Source organism: Corynebacterium belfantii (genome assembly GCF_041898185.1).
Lineage (GTDB): Bacteria > Actinomycetota > Actinomycetes > Mycobacteriales > Mycobacteriaceae > Corynebacterium > Corynebacterium belfantii.
The window spans coordinates 1,535,002-1,551,945 of record NZ_CP157823.1 but is presented as its reverse complement, the minus strand read 5'-3'; the positions used below and the strand labels follow the sequence as shown (position 1 = coordinate 1,551,945).

The 16,944-nt window shown below is 48.5% G+C and carries 16 protein-coding genes; 12 read left to right on the top strand and 4 right to left on the bottom strand.

Features of this window, described 5'->3' with window-relative positions:
- Positions 1–21 precede the first annotated feature (21 nt).
- From ruvA to ABMV07_RS07670, 8 genes are all read left to right on the top strand, one after another.
- Entirely contained in the window at positions 22–633 is a 612-nt protein-coding gene (gene ruvA / locus ABMV07_RS07705; protein WP_374064497.1) for a Holliday junction branch migration protein RuvA, read from the top strand.
- A 17-nt stretch (positions 634–650) separates the two neighbouring features.
- Complete coding sequence (gene ruvB, locus ABMV07_RS07700; RefSeq protein ID WP_088266635.1) at positions 651–1,739, top strand: Holliday junction branch migration DNA helicase RuvB; 1,089 nt, start codon at positions 651–653, stop codon at positions 1,737–1,739.
- Between the two features lie 3 nt (positions 1,740–1,742).
- Positions 1,743–2,036: a preprotein translocase subunit YajC gene (yajC, locus tag ABMV07_RS07695; protein ID WP_088266634.1), complete on the top strand. Its 294-nt coding sequence runs from the start codon at positions 1,743–1,745 to the stop codon at positions 2,034–2,036.
- 230 nt (positions 2,037–2,266) lie between these two features.
- Positions 2,267–4,045, top strand: a complete 1,779-nt coding sequence (secD, locus tag ABMV07_RS07690) for a protein translocase subunit SecD (RefSeq protein ID WP_088266633.1) — start codon at positions 2,267–2,269, stop codon at positions 4,043–4,045.
- Positions 4,046–5,158 carry a protein translocase subunit SecF gene (gene secF / locus ABMV07_RS07685; protein ID WP_088266632.1) on the top strand — a complete coding sequence of 371 codons (1,113 nt, stop codon included), beginning with the start codon at positions 4,046–4,048 and terminating at the stop codon, positions 5,156–5,158. It abuts the gene before it with no gap.
- A gap of 67 nt (positions 5,159–5,225) precedes the next feature.
- Positions 5,226–6,977 (top strand): ABC transporter substrate-binding protein, encoded by a 1,752-nt coding sequence (locus ABMV07_RS07680; protein ID WP_374064496.1) that lies wholly within the window; start codon positions 5,226–5,228, stop codon positions 6,975–6,977.
- Between the two features lie 55 nt (positions 6,978–7,032).
- Positions 7,033–7,587, top strand: coding sequence for an adenine phosphoribosyltransferase (locus tag ABMV07_RS07675; RefSeq protein WP_088266630.1), 555 nt, complete (start codon positions 7,033–7,035; stop codon positions 7,585–7,587).
- Between the two features lie 58 nt (positions 7,588–7,645).
- Positions 7,646–9,925, top strand: coding sequence for a RelA/SpoT family protein (locus ABMV07_RS07670; protein WP_196978019.1), 2,280 nt, complete (start codon positions 7,646–7,648; stop codon positions 9,923–9,925).
- Between the two features lie 73 nt (positions 9,926–9,998).
- Here the strand turns inward: ABMV07_RS07670 and ABMV07_RS07665 are convergent, their stop codons facing one another.
- Positions 9,999–10,313 (bottom strand): hypothetical protein, encoded by a 315-nt coding sequence (locus ABMV07_RS07665; RefSeq protein ID WP_374064495.1) that lies wholly within the window; start codon positions 10,311–10,313, stop codon positions 9,999–10,001.
- A gap of 160 nt (positions 10,314–10,473) precedes the next feature.
- Positions 10,474–11,316, bottom strand: a complete 843-nt coding sequence (locus tag ABMV07_RS07660; RefSeq protein WP_088266627.1) for a peptidylprolyl isomerase — start codon at positions 11,314–11,316, stop codon at positions 10,474–10,476.
- A gap of 143 nt (positions 11,317–11,459) precedes the next feature.
- On the opposite strand from ABMV07_RS07660, the gene tpx reads away from it, so the two are divergent.
- From tpx to hisS, 3 genes are read left to right on the top strand one after another with little or no spacing between them, the layout of a single operon-like run.
- The gene (tpx, locus tag ABMV07_RS07655) at positions 11,460–11,957 is read left to right on the top strand and encodes a thiol peroxidase (protein WP_374064494.1); all 498 of its coding nucleotides are present in this window, start codon (positions 11,460–11,462) and stop codon (positions 11,955–11,957) included.
- 9 nt (positions 11,958–11,966) lie between these two features.
- Complete coding sequence (locus ABMV07_RS07650; protein ID WP_197695152.1) at positions 11,967–12,623, top strand: MBL fold metallo-hydrolase; 657 nt, start codon at positions 11,967–11,969, stop codon at positions 12,621–12,623.
- A gap of 40 nt (positions 12,624–12,663) precedes the next feature.
- Positions 12,664–13,935: a histidine--tRNA ligase gene (gene hisS / locus ABMV07_RS07645; protein WP_196978023.1), complete on the top strand. Its 1,272-nt coding sequence runs from the start codon at positions 12,664–12,666 to the stop codon at positions 13,933–13,935.
- A 71-nt stretch (positions 13,936–14,006) separates the two neighbouring features.
- On the opposite strand, the gene ABMV07_RS07640 is transcribed toward hisS, so the two are convergent.
- Positions 14,007–15,395, bottom strand: coding sequence for an L-serine ammonia-lyase (locus ABMV07_RS07640; RefSeq protein ID WP_197690248.1), 1,389 nt, complete (start codon positions 15,393–15,395; stop codon positions 14,007–14,009).
- A gap of 44 nt (positions 15,396–15,439) precedes the next feature.
- Complete coding sequence (locus ABMV07_RS07635; protein WP_088266622.1) at positions 15,440–16,030, bottom strand: TetR/AcrR family transcriptional regulator; 591 nt, start codon at positions 16,028–16,030, stop codon at positions 15,440–15,442.
- Positions 16,031–16,191: 161 nt separating this feature from the next.
- On the opposite strand from ABMV07_RS07635, the gene ABMV07_RS07630 reads away from it, so the two are divergent.
- Entirely contained in the window at positions 16,192–16,926 is a 735-nt protein-coding gene (locus ABMV07_RS07630) for a hypothetical protein (RefSeq protein WP_088266621.1), read from the top strand.
- Positions 16,927–16,944 lie beyond the last annotated feature (18 nt).

The following is a 16,944-nucleotide window of genomic DNA, read 5'->3' as shown; positions in this document are numbered from 1 at the left end:
TTAGAAAAAGGGGTATATGAAGTGATTGTTTCTCTGAGAGGTACAGTCGAATCGATCGGTTTAGGTAGCGCTGTAATCGAATGTAATGGCGTAGGTTATGAGGTGTTAGCTGCCCCCACAACTCTTGGACGGTTAACTCGGGGGGAGCAGACGCGGGTGTTAACCACAATGGTGGTCAGGGAGGAATCCCAAACATTGTATGGGTTTACCGACGATGCTTCACGACGCATGTTTGTTCTGTTGCAGTCGGTATCGGGCTTAGGGCCTAAACTTGCCTTAGCAGCACAGTCTGTTTTTACTACGGAGGACATCGCTCGACATATCGCTGGGAGTGATGCCACGGCTCTGCAGAAGATTCCTGGAGTCGGTAAACGGATGGCTGAACGCATGATCGTTGATCTAAAAGATAAAGTTGGTGGGTTCAATGACGGTATTCCTGCTGACGCACAGCCTCAGTTGTCCATTGCCGTCGATCAAGCAGTCCAAGAGCAAGTACTTAAAGCTCTCGTAGGACTAGGGTTTAGTGAAAAAACTGCATTGCCAGTGTTGTCTCGTGTGTTGCGGGACTCTCCAGCGCTCTCAACATCTCAAGCATTGCGCGCAGCATTAAGCGAATTGGGCACTAAGAACTAAATAGGGGAGAGCTATTCGTGGCTAATATTGAAAAAACCGAGTTTCATGTCCCAGCACCGGTATCTGCTGCTGGGAATCAGAAAAGCTCACTGGGCAATGCTGATGTCGATGCACGAGTGCAATCCAATGAAGGGGAAGTAGAGACTTCGCTTCGTCCACGTAGTTTGGACGAATTCATTGGACAGCCAAAGGTGAGAGATCAGCTCAATCTTGTCTTATCAGGTGCTAAGAGCCGAGGAGTTGCACCAGACCATGTGTTACTTTCGGGACCGCCTGGACTAGGAAAAACAACAATGGCGATGATTATTGCCTATGAATTAGGCACTAGTCTTCGTATGACATCCGGCCCTGCATTGGAACGCGCCGGTGATTTAGCAGCCATGCTGTCTAATTTGATGGAAGGTGATGTCTTATTTATCGATGAGATTCACCGCATGGCACGTTCAGCTGAAGAGATGCTGTATATGGCGATGGAAGATTTTAGAATCGATGTTATCGTTGGTAAGGGGCCAGGGGCAACGTCGATCCCCCTTGAACTAGCTCCTTTTACTCTGGTTGGTGCAACTACTCGCTCTGGAATGCTCACAGGCCCATTACGTGATCGATTTGGGTTTACTGCCCAAATGGAATTCTACGAGGTCGAAGATCTTACCAAAGTGGTCGTGCGTGCTGCTGCGGTTCTAGGAGTCAGTATCGATCATGATGCGGCTGTAGAAATAGCCTCCAGATCTCGTGGAACACCACGTATAGCAAACCGTCTACTTCGTCGTGTTCGGGACTTTGCAGAAGTTAACGCTGACGGGCATATCAATCTCACAGCAGCTCAAGCTGCATTGTTGGTATTCGATGTAGACGAAATGGGGCTCGATCGATTAGACAGAGCTGTGCTAGAAGCGTTGATAAAAGGTCACGGCGGTGGGCCAGTAGGTATCAATACTCTAGCGCTAGCAGTCGGTGAAGAGCCGTCGACAGTCGAAGAAGTCTGTGAGCCATATTTGGTCAGGGCAGGAATGGTTACACGTACCGGCAGAGGCAGGGTAGCCACTGCGACTGCTTGGCGTCATCTAGGACTTGAACCTTCGGAAGGAATTATTGGTTCGCTATAGTCATTGAGCATGACATCAACTTTACTTTTGTACGTGGCCTTGGCGGTCGTGTTTGTGTTGCCATCACTGCTTATTAGACGAAAGCAAAAACAACACCTGGACCGGCTGAAGAGCCTCCAAGAATCGATGATGATAGGCCAGCGAGTTATCACGACCGCTGGCATTCATGCAGTAATCAAAGGAATAGCCGAAAATACAGTTGACTTAGAGATAGCACCGAATATTTTAGTTACCTTTGAAAAATCTGCTGTGATTTCCATCGAAGACAATAAAACGGATTCTGAACTAGACGCTTAAGTCGCTTTATTACGCCTGCATTGGAACACGGATTAATGCCGTGGCAAAGAGGATTTCATTAACCTTAATGATTTTAAGGTGTGTAGTTCCGTGGACAGTGCTTCGGTGGCGTACCATAGCCAAGAACCAAAATTGCTGTTCGATCGTGTTCATTTTTCGCATTGATGGAAAGCAAAGAGAAGCTGACGGCGGCGTGCTGTTAGATCATCATTTACATAGGAGTTAGTTCATTGCCTTCGCAAACGAAGAAGGTAGCCAGTAATTCTAGGAGTTGGCCGTTCAAGGCACTCTTCGTTTTTACTGTGCTCATCGCAATTATCTATGCGCTTGTTTTCGCTACAGCTGATCATTCGGCGCGACCGAAACTCGGTATCGATCTTCAAGGTGGTACCCGTGTGACACTTGTTCCTCAGGGCCAAAAACCAACTGAGGATCAACTTGCGCAGGCAAAATCCATTTTGGAAAATCGTGTCAATGGAATGGGTGTCTCCGGTGCAAGCGTTGTTAGCGACGGCGATACATTAGTCATCACCGTTCCAGGTGAAGACACGACACAAGCTCGTGCACTAGGACAAACATCGCAGCTGCTTTTCCGCCCTGTGGCAACGCCAGATGCGCCAGATACCACGAAATTGCTTGATGCAATGAAAGAGATGGCGAATCGATGGGTTGAAGTCGGAGTGCTCACTCCGCAAGAGGCCAATGATGCGCTCTCGAATACCGCCAAAGCATTATCACAATCTGAAGGCAAAAAACCAGAAGATGCCAAAGCCCCTACAGTCACAGCTAAGGAACCTAAAGAACCTGCTAACTCCATTGAGTCGGAACAGCTGCGCAATAAAGTCCTTGAGGTTATGAAGAAAGACCGTCAGTCTGCTGATGCGACTACACAGCTTTCTGCCAGCTCCTTGCTCAAATGTGATGACACACCTGATCCGCTACAAGGTACTGATGATCCAACTAAACCATTGGTAGCCTGTGATCCATCAAGCGGACAAGTATATGTTTTAAGTCCTGCGCCATTGCTCCAAGGCGAAACTGATCAAGCTAACGGTAAAAGACTCACCGGCAACGAGATTGACACCAACCGTCCGATCACGGGTGGGCTGAACCCCCAAACAAGCCAAATGGAGATCGCCTTCTCTTTTAAATCGGACAATGGGGATCAAGGCAGCGCAACTTGGGCAAAATTGACTCAAGAATACCTGCAAAAACAGGTAGCTATTACTCTCGATTCGAAGATTATCTCTGCTCCAGTTATCCAATCTGCAACCCCAGTAGGCTCGGCAACTGCAATTACGGGAAGCTTTAGCCAAAAAGAAGCACAAGATTTGGCTAACAACCTGAAATACGGAGCTCTGCCTTTGAGCTTTGCTGGAGAAAACGGGGAAACCGGCGGCACGACCACAACAGTTCCCGCTTCACTAGGAGTGGCGTCTTTGAAGGCAGGTTTGATCGCTGGACTCGTGGGATTGATTTTGGTGGCATTATATTCGCTTATCAATTACCGTTTCTTCGGCCTTATTTCGATGTTTTCGCTGGTTGCATCCTTCGCTTTAGTATTCGGTGCACTGGTCTTGTTGGGGCGTTGGATCGGCTATTCCTTGGACCTTGCTGGAATTGCCGGTTTGATTATCGGTATTGGTACTACTGCCGACTCCTTTGTCGTTTTGTATGAACGCATCAAGGATGAAGTTCGCGATGGGCGTTCGTTCCGTTCCGCAGTACCAAGGGGGTGGGAACGTGCCCGCCAAACAATTATTACTGGTAATGCCGTTACCTTGATTGGTGCAGTGATTATTTACATTCTGGCCGTTGGAGAAGTGAAAGGCTTCGCTTTTACGCTTGGGCTCACAACCATCTTCGATATCGTTGTTACCTTCCTTGTTACAGCTCCACTAGTCGTCCTCGCATCTCGAAAGCCGTGGACATCTTCAGGCGCAGCAAATGGCATGGGAAAAATTATTTCTATGCATCACGGTGCCAACGCAGCCAAAGGAGAAGAATAAATGAGTGACAATAAAGTTTTGTCAAAGCTCTACACGGGTGATGGTGGACTAGACTTCGTTGGACGCCGCCGAACGTGGTACCGAACTGCACTAATCATTGTGGCGATTTGTTTCATTGCTATAGCTGTTCGCGGTTTTAGTCTTGGAATTGATTTTGTTGGCGGCACCAAGATGAATATGCCGGCAGCACAATTGGAAACTTCAGAAGTTGCTGACACATTCAAAGATGCCACAGGTATCGAACCAGAGTTGGTTCAAATTGTGGGATCTGGTGATACGCGTATCTTGGAAATCAACTCTGAGCGACTAAGCGAAGATCAAATTTCTCGAGCTCGTGTAGCACTTTTTGAGAAATATCAGCCTGTGGGCTCCCAAGGTCAACCAACGCCAGACGCTATCGGTGATTCTACGGTATCGGAATCCTGGGGATCTACGATTACCCAGCGCATGCTGATCTCGATGTTCGTATTCCTAGCGGCAGTTTTCGTCTACATTACGGTTCGCTTGGAAAAAGAAATGGCAGTAGCCGCAATTGTTGCGTTGCTCGTAGATTTGATTGTTATTTCTGGAGTTTATGCTCTAGTTGGCTTCGAGGTTTCTCCTGCGACTATTATCGGTCTTCTTACGGTCTTAGCTTTCTCGTTGTATGACACTGTCATCGTGTTTGACAAGGTGCGCGAAAATACAGCTGGATATTTGGGTAATCGCACTCGCACCTATGCGGAACACGCAAACCTAGCTGTTAATCAAACGGTGATGCGTTCAATCTCGACGACGATTATCTCAGCACTTCCAATTATTGCTTTGATTGTTATCGCTGTGTGGCTCATGGGAGTCGGTACCCTGAAAGACTTGGCTCTTGTCCAGCTCATTGGTGTTATTGAAGGTACTTTCTCGTCCGTATTCCTTGCCACTCCAATCTTGGTGTCATTAAAGAATCGCTCTAAGAAGACCGCCGAGCATAATCGTCAAGTAGAAATGCACCGATGCGGTGCAGAAGCTCAAGATGACTCTGCCCCCGAGCAATCAACTGAATCTACGCAGAAGCGTACGGTGTCTGGCCCACAGGCTACTGCGTCGACAGGTGCAAGTTGGCGTCCTGACCGAGGGTAACTTCACATTATTGATTGAAAATTCCCCCTGAATTGAACTAACTTCTTTCAATTCAGGGGCTTTTCATATGGGGTGCGGCCAACTAGATAGGGTGGATTCAATCCTTGTTGGTATGAGTTACTATAATTTTCCTAGTCCACAGGGCATAGGTAATGTGCTAGTAGGAAAGGCCAAGCAAACTGTGAGGATTAGAATCCCTTCAATGAACCTCCGAAAGGAGGCTGTACGCGTTGGCAGCTTATTTGGCGTTAGCGTGATGGCGATAGCTTTGTCTTCCTGTAGTGCACAAAACGAATCGTCTTTGATCCGTAGTAACCAGTTGGGCTATGCCGTAAACGATCGGTTGGTAACCACTAATGCTGGTTCTACCGAAGGCGCATCAACCAATGCACAGTTGCTTGCTGGACGGCTGTACCCAGCACCCTATGTTTCCGGGCCGAAGGGGCAATTAATTCCTAATTTGTCGATGGCCTCGGCACAGGTGCTTCCAGGTATTAATCAAAAGATTGTTTATACGATTTCACCAGACGCAGTGTATTCCGATGGTGAAGCCGTGACTTGTGATGACTATCTTCTTGCCTTTACTGCGGGTACTTATGATTACGTTTTTGATTCCTACATGCCGTTGATGAAACAAATCGACAAAGTGGAATGCACACCTAGGGATCGTGAAGTCACTGTTACATTGAAGGAAAATTTTGGTCCTCGGTGGCGGCAGTTGTTTCCAGCGGGTGTCATTTTGCCTGCTCACGCAATAGCACGCAAAATGGGTGTGACTCTTGAGGATCTCAATACTGTATTGCAATCACGCGATGTCGATGCGCTTCAACCAATTGCTGAAGTATGGAATCGAGGTTTTTCGCTCGACCAATTTGACCCTGATCTTCAGGTTTCATCGGGGCCTTATAAGGTTGATCGGGTGGGGGATCGAGGGGAAGTCTATCTAACACGAAATCCTCATTATGGCGGACAACCAGCAGAAATCGAGTCAGTGGTGGTCTGGCTTAAAGGAGCTAACCTCAAGGAGCTTAAAGACGCCGGTACTTTGGAAATTGCTGAGGTTGCCAGTTCAAAAGAAATCGATTGGCTAGACCGAAACGATTCTACAAATTCGTTTGATGTACAAGCGCAATCGGGAGTATTGACTGAAGAACTATTGTTGGCCAACGCGGGCGTATTTGCCATGCGAGAAAACAGACAAGCTTTTGCATCCTGCATTGATCAATCGAGTATTGCGTCCGAATCCAGCGCGCTATCTGGTGTTGAGGTAGCGCCTGTTACAGCACGCACAATTCGTGCTAATGATCCCATGGCTGGCCATGTCAAAGATCTCACAGAGGCTCATCTGCATAGTGACGTAGAGCAAGCTCGCCGACTTACCGGACAAACAATTGCTATCGGCTATGAGGGGCCTGATGCCCGAATGGAAGCAATTGTGGCGAATATCCGTAAATCCTGTGAACCGGCAGGAATCATTGTGGTGGATGCGCATCAAGAAGGCAGCGGTATTAGAGATCTGTCTAGAAGCTTTACGACGGATCATGGGCATCAGTTCGATAAAATAGGCACGATTGATGCTGTTTTGAAAGCTGTTGACCCTGTGACCGAGTTCGAATCAGTGGCCACAACTAGTAATAACATTGCGGCGACACGACAAGCTGAACTAAACACGTGGGATGTTGTTCCGTCGATCCCATTAGCGTCGCAACCGCGAGTGTTCGTAGTTGATCGACGTGTGTCCAATGTGGTTCTTAATACCGATCTAGCTGGAATCGGATGGAACATGGATAGGTGGCTCTTTTCTAAGAATTCAAAGTAAGAGCAAATGTACGTTATTTTTAATCAGTATCGATTTCTAGGAAAGAACTGCTTTTATGACTGTACCCTTGTATGCAGATGCTCGAGAAGCAATTGCGTGTAAAACTCGTTTCGTTCCCGATTTCCCCGTACCAGGAGTAATTTTCGAGGATCTCACCCCAGTGTTGGCTGATGCCGCCGCTTTTTCTCTCATCGTTGATGAATTGGCAGAAAATGCGATGCGACTAGGAGCTGATTTCATCGGTGGGTTAGACGCACGTGGATTTCTTCTAGGTTCTGCAGTCGCGTACAAAGCTGGAACTGGCATTCTTGCCATTAGGAAAAAGGGCAAATTGCCTCCACCAGTACACGCTGAGAAATATTCTCTAGAGTATGGCACTGCAGCACTTGAGCTACCTGCTGAAGGTCTAGAGTTGGAAGGCAAAAAGGTCGTGCTAGTCGACGACGTTTTGGCTACCGGAGGCACATTGGATGCAGCACGCAAATTGATTGAAGCTTGTGGTGCCACTGTAAGCGGATACGCAGTTGTTCTTGAAGTTGACGGACTTGGTGGCCGTGAGCGTCTGAATAATGCACCTTTGGTAGTAATTAATGAAGGCGCTACGGCGTAACTCAAGTTGTTTCGGTACTTTTGGTTAAAAATAGAGTTGGAAAGGCATATTCGCGACGATGACGCAGGATAAGAAAACAGCGAAGCAGTCCAATTCGATGCGGAGTATGTCAGCTCGATTGGCCAGAAGCCTTACCGGTAACAGGGTTCGGGTGAACTCTGTGCTAGAGCCCATGCTGGCGATTCATAGGGAGTTTCACCCTAAAGCCGATGCTGAGGTGCTCAATCGAGCCTACGCGACAGCTGAGCGGCTTCATGACGGTGTATTCCGAAAGTCGGGCGACCCATATATTACTCATCCGCTGGCGGTTGCAACGATCGCAGCGGAGATAGGCATGGATACCACTACATTGGTGGCGGCGTTACTCCATGATACAGTGGAGGATACGGATTATTCCCTCGAAGATCTTACAGCTGATTTTGGCGCTGAAGTAGCTCGTTTGGTCGATGGCGTTACCAAACTTGATAAGGTTGCTTTGGGAGCTGCTGCTGAGGCAGAAACAATCCGAAAAATGATTGTCGCTATGAGCCAGGATCCACGTGTTTTGGTTATTAAAGTAGCTGACCGGTTGCACAACATGCGCACAATGCGTTTTTTGCCTCCAGAAAAGCAAGCTAAAAAAGCGCGTCAAACCCTTGAAGTTATTGCTCCTTTGGCTCACCGCCTCGGTATGGCCAGCGTCAAGTGGGAACTCGAGGATTTGTCGTTTGCAATCTTGTACCCAAAGAAATATGACGAAGTAGTGAGGTTGGTTGCTGACCGTGCTCCTTCGCGTGATCGCTACCTCAATCAGGTCATTACTCAGCTGACCTCTACTCTCAAAGAAAATCATATTGATGCTGAGGTTATGGGGCGGCCTAAGCATTATTGGTCGATCTACCAGAAGATGATTGTCCGAGGTAAGGACTTCGATGAGATCTTTGATTTGGTGGGTATTCGAGTTCTAGTTGATAACGTGAACAACTGTTATGCAGCTATTGGCGTGGTTCACTCGTTGTATTCAGCTATGCCTGGGCGATTTAAAGACTATATCTCTTCGCCTAAGTTCGGTGTCTACCAGTCACTGCATACAACTGTCATGGGGGATGGTGGCAAGCCTCTTGAGGCACAGGTTCGTACCCATGAGATGCACTACAACGCCGAGTTCGGTATCGCTGCACACTGGCGTTACAAAGAAACCAAAGGTAAGAATAGCGGCGAACAAGCCGAAATTGATCAAATGGCGTGGATGCGCCAGCTGCTGGATTGGCAAAAGGAAGCCGCAGATCCCAATGAGTTTTTGGACTCTTTGCGCTACGACCTGACAAGTAAACAAATTTTTGTGTTCACTCCGAAAGGCGACGTAGTCAATCTGCCAGTTGACTCCACACCTGTCGATTTTGCTTATGCAGTCCACACTGAAGTGGGGCACCGGTGTATTGGTGCGAAGATTAATGGAAAACTGGTTGCTCTGGAGTCCAAACTTAAATCTGGTGATCGGGTAGAGATTTTTACCTCGAAAGATCAAAATGCTGGTCCTAGCCGTGACTGGCAAGATTTCGTGGTCTCTCCTCGAGCTAAAGCGAAGATTCGCCAATGGTTTGCCAAAGAACGTCGTGAAGAATATCTCGAAGTTGGTCGCGATGCGTTAGTAACAGAGGTGCAACGTGGTGGTTTGCCAATGCACAGGCTATTCACCGCACAATCAATGAAGCAGGTTGCTACTGAACTGCATTACCCTGACGTTGATGCGTTGTACACAGCGATTGGTTCAGGCTCGATCTCCGCAGCACATGTAGCGAATAGGCTCATCGCTGCATTCGGTGACACTGAGGATGCCGAAAACACTTTGGTATCGCGTACACCATTTAGCGAGCTTGTGAGCTCAAAGTCTCAGGTAACTGATAAAAACGGAATTCTCGTTGAGGGAAGTCCTGATGTTATGGCCAAGTTGGCTAAGTGCTGTATGCCAGTTCCAGGCGATGAGATCTTTGGTTTTGTAACTAGGGGTGGTGGTGTTTCCGTACACCGAACTGACTGTACCAATGCGGATAGCTTGCGTAACGAACCAGAGCGCTTGATTAATGTCCAGTGGGCCTCTGAAGGCGGAAGCGTGTTTGCTGCTACATTGCAGCTTGAAGCGTTGGACCGTGAGGGGTTGCTGATGGATCTGACTCGAGTGATCAATGAGCAACGTGTTCAGGTCGTGGCGATGTCATCACATGCTTCAGATGACCATGTTGCTACGGTACGCTTTACCGTCTCTGTCTCAGATACTAAACAGCTGGGATCACTTATGACCCAGCTTCGTAATACAGAAGCAGTTTTCGACGTCTACCGTGTCACCTCTGGAGGCTAAGGAATAGTTAAAGGTCGGTGGCTAGAAAATATATTTTTTAGCCACCGACCTTTAACTTATTGTTTAAAAGTTCTTAGATGCCGAACTTCTTCATGATCTGAGAAGCAAGTGGGAACAGAGCGCCCAAGATTGCAATGACGGTCGAGATAATGTTCAGAACGCTCTTGATCTGAGCAATGGTTTTATTTGCGTCTGTCTTGACGTCATCAGTCTTAGGCTTGTTTTTATCGGTCTTACTTGCACCAGTGCTTCCAGCATCAATGATTTGGCTGAAAGAAGATCCGTCGTTGGGCTTGGCGTCAGCCATAGCAGGAGCGGAGAGGGAACCAGCGGAGATTGCAACTGCGGTGGTTGCAGCTACGAGACCCTTGCGGGAGAAAAGCTTCATGAAATTACTACTTTCGGTGAAGTCGGACAACAATGTCAATCATATTAGCTTTTTGTCAGATAAAAAGCCACCTAAAGTTATCGGAATTTTATATGCATAGAAATGAGTGGACCAGTGAAAACCTCATAGGTCTCACTAGTCCACTCAATCAACATATTTGTTAAGACACTGCCGCGGTCTTAATCTTTACTTCTTCAGCCGGAGCGCCATCTGTGCCACCGTCCTTTACCCCTGCTTCAGCAATCTTGTCTAGGGTCTTAAGGCCATCGTCAGAGATTTTTCCGAAGTAGGTATATGCGGGAGGTAGCGGAGAATCTTTGTAATTGAGGAAGAACTGGGATCCGTTGGTACCTTCGCCGGCATTAGCCATAGCAATGCTTCCGCGTGGATAGACTACTGGAGTCTGTTTATCTGAAGCCTCATCTGTTGGGTATTCGTTGTCGAACTGGAAGCCTGGGCCGCCAGCACCGCTACCACTTGGGTCACCGCACTGCAGGACGTAAATTCCACTAGTGGTTAGACGGTGGCAAACAGTATCGTCGTAGTATTTTTGCTTGGCGAGATGCTCAATGGCATTGACTGTGCAAGGGGAAGCTGCTCGGTCGAGCTCAAGATCAATCCTTCCTTTGTTTGTGTCCAGGGAGACCGTGGTTGTTCCCTTTGCAGAAACGGATTCGGTTTTGGGTTGGGATACTTCCTTGGAAGCGTCGCCTGCATCGTTATAGGTACAGGTAACGGTATCGTCTAGTGCCTTGGCGCGTTTCATCGCTAGAGGGGTGAAGCTGGATTCTTCAGTTGTGGGTGTGGCCTGGTCAGAAGCCTGGTTTTGTGTAGAATCATCCGAGGAGTTTGCCCAGTAAATACCGCCGACGATTGCTAGAACTGCGACTGCTGCTGCAACGACAACGCCTAGCGGTTTTGTTTTTTCCGCGCGATCTCTTGACTTGACTTCTTTTTCTAGAGATCGCATCGCGCTCTCACGGTGTTCCTTGTTAGTGCCCACAGGCCTTCCAATCCTTTACTTAGATGAGCCGAGCGTGAAATGGCTCGCTGTTTCATTATTGTTGGTTAGTCTAGCTTGCCGTTGTGATACCCCAAAGTTAGAGCCTGTAGCGAGGAATGTGATTCGTCGTTACGCTTGAGGCTATGGCTATTACACATTTTCAGGAATCAGCGGTAGAAACTAGCGGATCTCTTCCACAAGTTGGGCAGGCTCTTCCGCCTTTCCTTCTCGTCGATGCAGATTTAACTGATTTTGATGCAGAGCGTTTTGCTGGCAAAAAGATTATTCTCAACATTTTCCCATCCATTGTTACTGGTGTTTGTGCGCAATCGGTGCGGCACTTTAACAAGGAAGCAGCTGATTTAGCTGACACTGTGGTGATTTGTGCTTCTGCGGATTTACCATTTGCACATTCTCGTTTCTGTGCTGCTGAGGGTCTCGATAATGTCATTACGGGATCATCATTCCGTTCTTCTTTTGGTCAAGATTATGGCGTTGTTCTCGAGGGGTCACCTTTGAAGGGCTTGTTGGCTCGAGCCGTTATCGTTGCTGATGAGCAAGGTACCGTTATTCATTCCCAGTTGGTCGATGAGATCACGGCCGAGCCTGATTATGCTGCTGCTTTGGCATCCATCAAGTAACACGGTTGCATGAACTACATGGAGATTTTGAGTTTTCCGGCAGGACCATATCAAACCAATTGTTACGTGGTGCTGTCGGAGGAATCTGACGGGCGTCGATACGCAAGCGTGGTAGACCCTGGCCTTCGGGCGAAAGAGCTAATTGATCAGTACTGTCAAGAAAACCACGTCGAAGTAGTGCAAGTTTTGCTCACTCATGGCCATATTGATCACTGCAGGGATGCTGCTGCTCTTGCTAATGCTTGGGGAGTCGCGTTGCAGATTCATCGCGACGATGAATTCTTTTTGGACAAGGGAAAAGGAATGTCGGAGGACTCGAGATTACTTTTTCACGCCGATGCGATGAATCTCCCAGATTCCATCAGCTATTTAGGCGATGGCGATGAAGTTGAACTTGGTAGTGAACGATTCGTTGTTCGTCATGCGCCTGGTCATTCACCAGGGTGTGTCTTGTTCGTGGGCAAAGATTTCTGTTTTTCAGGTGATGTGCTTTTCAAAGGTTCGATAGGTCGGACTGATCTTGCACACTCTGATCCTCATGCTATGGTGAACAGTCTTAAGACTGTAGTTCTTGGGTTAGAGGATGCTTTGACAATACTGCCTGGGCATGGTTCAGCTACCACGATGCGAGCTGAGAAGGCTTCAAATCCGTATTTGAGGGTGTAGTACTCGAATTGTTTTGTTGCTACCGCTAAGCTGTATCGACGTGAGTAAGAAGAAGCTGCAGACGATCCAAGCCCCTAAGGGCGTGCCAGACTATATTCCACCAGTTTCCCCCGAATTTTTGGGAGTGCGTGATACTTTTGCCCACCAAGCGCATCTGGCTGGTTATGAGCACATCGAGCTTCCTATCTTTGAAGACACAACTTTGTTTGCTCGTGGCGTCGGTGAATCGACCGATGTGGTAACGAAGGAAATGTACACGTTTGCGGATCGAGGGGATCGGTCGGTTACGCTTCGTCCTGAAGGCACAGCCGGCGTGATGCGTGCAGTTATTGAGCACAATCTTGATCGCGGCCAACTTCCGGTCAAGCTGAACTACTATGGTCCGTTTTTCCGCTACGAGCGCCCGCAAGCGGGGCGTTACCGCCAATTGCAACAAGTAGGCGTTGAAGCTATCGGCGTTGATGACCCCGCTCTCGATGCGGAGGTTATTGCACTTGCTGACCGTTCTCTCAAAGCAATTGGCTTGACTGGTTACCGTTTGGAGATTACGAGTCTCGGTGACCACACGTGCCGTCCGCAATACCGAGAAAAGCTCCAAGAATTCTTGTTCAAGCTGCCTTTGGACGAAGAAACTCGTCATCGTGCGGAGATTAATCCACTGCGAGTTTTGGACGATAAACGTCCGGAAATTCAAGAAATGACTGCAGATGCGCCGCTAATGTTAGATAACCTGTCTAATTCGAGTAAGGAACACTTCGAGCTTGTTACAGGAATGCTGGATGACCTCAATGTTGCTTATGTAGTTAATCCTCGAATGGTTCGTGGCTTGGACTATTACACCAAGACGACATTTGAGTTTGTTCATGATGGCCTGGGTGCTCAGTCGGGTATCGGCGGCGGTGGGCGTTACGACGGCCTCATGGCGCAGCTGGGCGGCCAAGAACTTTCAGGTATCGGCTATGCGCTGGGAGTGGATCGTTGCTTGCTGGCGCTTGAAGCAGAGCAGAAGCGAGTAACAGATGGCTCTAGAGTAAGCGTTTTTGGCGTGGCCATGGGGGCAGCAGCGAAGCGCGAAATGGTTCGGATTATCGATGCACTTCGTTCAGCTGGTATTAGTGCAGATATGTCCTATGGTGATCGCGGTTTGAAAGGTGCTATGAAAGGTGCGGACCGTGCTGGGGCACGTTTTGCTCTTGTCTTAGGCGATCGTGAGTTGGAAAACAATTGTGTTGCTGTTAAAGATCTAGCTCAACAGGGACAACGCGATGTAGCTCTTGACAGCTTGATCGTGGAGATTCAATCAGCGTTGTAAAGCACTGGGACACAACGCTTTCGGCGGTGGGAATGCATCGTATTTTTATTACTCGTGCATTCCCACCGCTTTTAGCATTCAGTGATGTTAACAGGAAACCCGAGATGAATAGCTAGGCCGCCAGTGGATGTTTCTTTGTATTTTGTGCGCATATCTCGTCCAGTTTCAGCCATAGTAAGCACCGCATCATCGAGTCGGACACGATGTTTACCTGATCCGATAAGTGATAAGCGCGCTGCATTGATAGATTTCACTGCACCGATAGCGTTGCGCTCGATACATGGAATTTGGACTAGGCCACCGACTGGATCACAGGTTAACCCGAGATTATGTTCGAGCGCTATTTCTGCAGCATGTTCTACCTGGGGTGGGGTGCCGTTGAGGACTTGGCACAGACCAGCGGCGGCCATGGAGCTTGCTGAGCCGATTTCACCTTGGCATCCAACCTCAGCACCGGAGATTGAAGCGTTATATTTGATGATGATGCCTATCGCGGCAGCTGTTAGCAAGAAATCTCGATGGCTTGTTTCCGTAAATTGCGGGCCAAATTTTTCGGCGTAGTGCAAAACTGCAGGGACAATTCCTGCCGCACCATTAGTTGGGGCTGTAACAATCCGCCCACCGGCTGCGTTCTCCTCGTTGACTGCGAGGGCAAATAGATTCACCCATTCCATTGCGCGAAGGGCGTCATCGGTATCCATTGGGCCCTCAGTGAGATGCTGGAAAAGCTGCGGCGCACGTCGTTCTACTTCGAGTCCACCCGGTAGGATTCCCCACGTGCCCAATCCTTGATTAACGCATTCTTGCATCGTGGCCCATACGGAATCTAGATGATCGTTTACAGGGTAGAGGCTTCCATGGATTGCTGTCTCATTGGCTTCCATTAGCTGTGGAATGCTAAGAGCGTTGCTCTGGCATTGATACAGAAGTTCGTCTCCTGTGGTGAACGGATACGGTATTAAGTCTTGACTTGTCGAATCAAGAGCAGACTCTGGGGGTTTTTGTTCGCGCATGGTATCGGCTGTTGCGATGAAACCGCCACCGGTAGAGTAATAAACTGCAGGGGCTCCGATGCAATTGCCTTCAGGGCCATAGACGACGAAAGTCATCGCATTTGGGTGTTCTGGCAGTGGAACTGGGTCGAATATGAGGCGATAATGTACTTCGCCTCGGGGTCCGCTGACTGTTCCTCGCGTGGGGATCGCGGAGCCAAAAACTGGTTTTACGTCAGGCGTAAGGGTAATAGGGGTGTAGCCTGCTAAGCCAAGAATTGCTGCACGATCGGTACCGTGGCCGATGCCAGTGGCAGCAAGGGAACCATGCAAAGTGATAGCGATTTCGGAATCATCAGGGCAGTTGTTTGCACTAAGAAATGCTTCAGCTGCGCGAAGTGGTCCAACGGTGTGGGAAGAAGAAGGGCCAATTCCGATACTAAACAAATCAGTGACACTGATTGACATACTGCTCCTTGATCGGGGTGGGGAAGATGGGTGAAGTTATCAACCTAGCTATTTTTGGTGGCTTTAGCTACTCCAGTTTTGCAACCTGCAGTGAAAATATCGATGAGGTGTTCGGTTGTGGGAGTCGGTGTATCTGTCGCGCTGAAATGAGGGGGTGCGCATAGTGCAATGATGCCGGTGTAGAAGTCCAGGATTGAGATGGAGGGGTGAATTAGTTCTGTCGCCCGAAGATTGGAATCGATAATTCGCATCAACTTCATGAGTTTACGTCGGGCGTCTAAAAACTCAGGAGCCAAGCTTGATTCGGGAGGCTGGATGATGGCTGGAATAACGATATTGAGCCCGATCGTAGAAATAAGAGATGTGAGAGTGATGAGTTGCTGTTTAGCTTCGCTCGATGATCGGGGAGGGCAGTTGGCGATGGAATTGAGCTGTTTGATTCCGTTGTCAGCAATATTGCTAATGCAGGCATGAAGGAGGTGTTCACGCGTAGGGAAGTTTCGGTACAACGTTGCGATTCCAACTTTGGCACGTTCTGCGACTGACTCGACTGTCATGTGAGTGCCGGCTTGGATAAGAAGTGCGCTTCCGGCTGCGATGATGCTATTTCGCCGTCGCAATGCGTCCGTTCGCATAGTTTAAAGTCCTCGAGGGTTTGACAATGGTGTCTCGTGGGAGAAATATGTTGGTGATCAGCTTTAGTGGAGGGTACCTTCTCACTTATTGAGAGTGCAACACCTCTGCGGTAGGCCTAACACATTTTAGAAAACGATTAACAAGATAGGATCCCCCGTTCGTGGAAACAACGCACAGCCTCACGACGGACAAAGCACCGACCGAAGATCAGCCGATCCTAAGTGTTTCTGACCTCCATATGGTCAGTGGTACGCACCTCCCAGAGTTAAAAATCTACGCTGGTCTTAGCTTGGTGCACTGTGGTCGAGAAAATTCGGCAACAACTTTGTCGATGACTCTCGCAGGGCGTATGAAGCCCATAAGTGGTTCGATTGAATTAAAAGTTCAGGATTCAGACAAGGTGCTAACAACACCACGTCAACTGCATAAAGCAGTCGCTCTAGCAGGCGTACCAGAATTAGATTCGCTTGAACGACTCGTGCCAGTCACAGCTGTAGTACGTGAGCAATTGGCATGGTCTCAACCTTGGTATCGCCGAGTTCCCCGAGACATAACCAAGTTGGAAAGATTCATTAATGCAGCGACACTACTTGATCTTCCCACCAGCAAAGAATTTGCCAGACAAAGCATTGGAGATCTCGATCCTCTAACACGTTTTCGCTTACGTATCGCTCTCGCACTAATTGCAAGACCGCACACAGACTTGCTCATTGTGGACGATATCGACCAAATCCGAAGCCTCCGTTTAAGAGCTGATCTTTTAAGGGAACTAAAAAACATTGCTGCATCAATACCCGTTGTCGCCATGTCCGCCAACGATGACGTTGACAAAATTGCAGACCACGAGATTCACGTTGCTGGCGCGCTACAACGAAAGCAAAAAGCAAAGGCATAACGAGGAAAACCTAACATC

Excerpts from the sequence above, each read along its gene's own strand:
- secF (WP_088266632.1), top strand. The coding sequence starts at position 4,046 with ATGAGTGACAATAAAGTTTTGTCAAAGCTCTACACGGGTGATGGTGGA.
- ABMV07_RS07680 (WP_374064496.1), top strand. The coding sequence starts at position 5,226 with ATGGGGTGCGGCCAACTAGATAGGGTGGATTCAATCCTTGTTGGTATG.
- ABMV07_RS07675 (WP_088266630.1), top strand. The coding sequence starts at position 7,033 with ATGACTGTACCCTTGTATGCAGATGCTCGAGAAGCAATTGCGTGTAAA.
- ABMV07_RS07670 (WP_196978019.1), top strand. The coding sequence starts at position 7,646 with ATGACGCAGGATAAGAAAACAGCGAAGCAGTCCAATTCGATGCGGAGT.
- ABMV07_RS07665 (WP_374064495.1), bottom strand. The coding sequence starts at position 10,313 with ATGAAGCTTTTCTCCCGCAAGGGTCTCGTAGCTGCAACCACCGCAGTT.
- tpx (WP_374064494.1), top strand. The coding sequence starts at position 11,460 with ATGGCTATTACACATTTTCAGGAATCAGCGGTAGAAACTAGCGGATCT.
- ABMV07_RS07650 (WP_197695152.1), top strand. The coding sequence starts at position 11,967 with ATGAACTACATGGAGATTTTGAGTTTTCCGGCAGGACCATATCAAACC.
- ABMV07_RS07640 (WP_197690248.1), bottom strand. The coding sequence starts at position 15,395 with ATGTCAATCAGTGTCACTGATTTGTTTAGTATCGGAATTGGCCCTTCT.
- ABMV07_RS07635 (WP_088266622.1), bottom strand. The coding sequence starts at position 16,030 with ATGCGAACGGACGCATTGCGACGGCGAAATAGCATCATCGCAGCCGGA.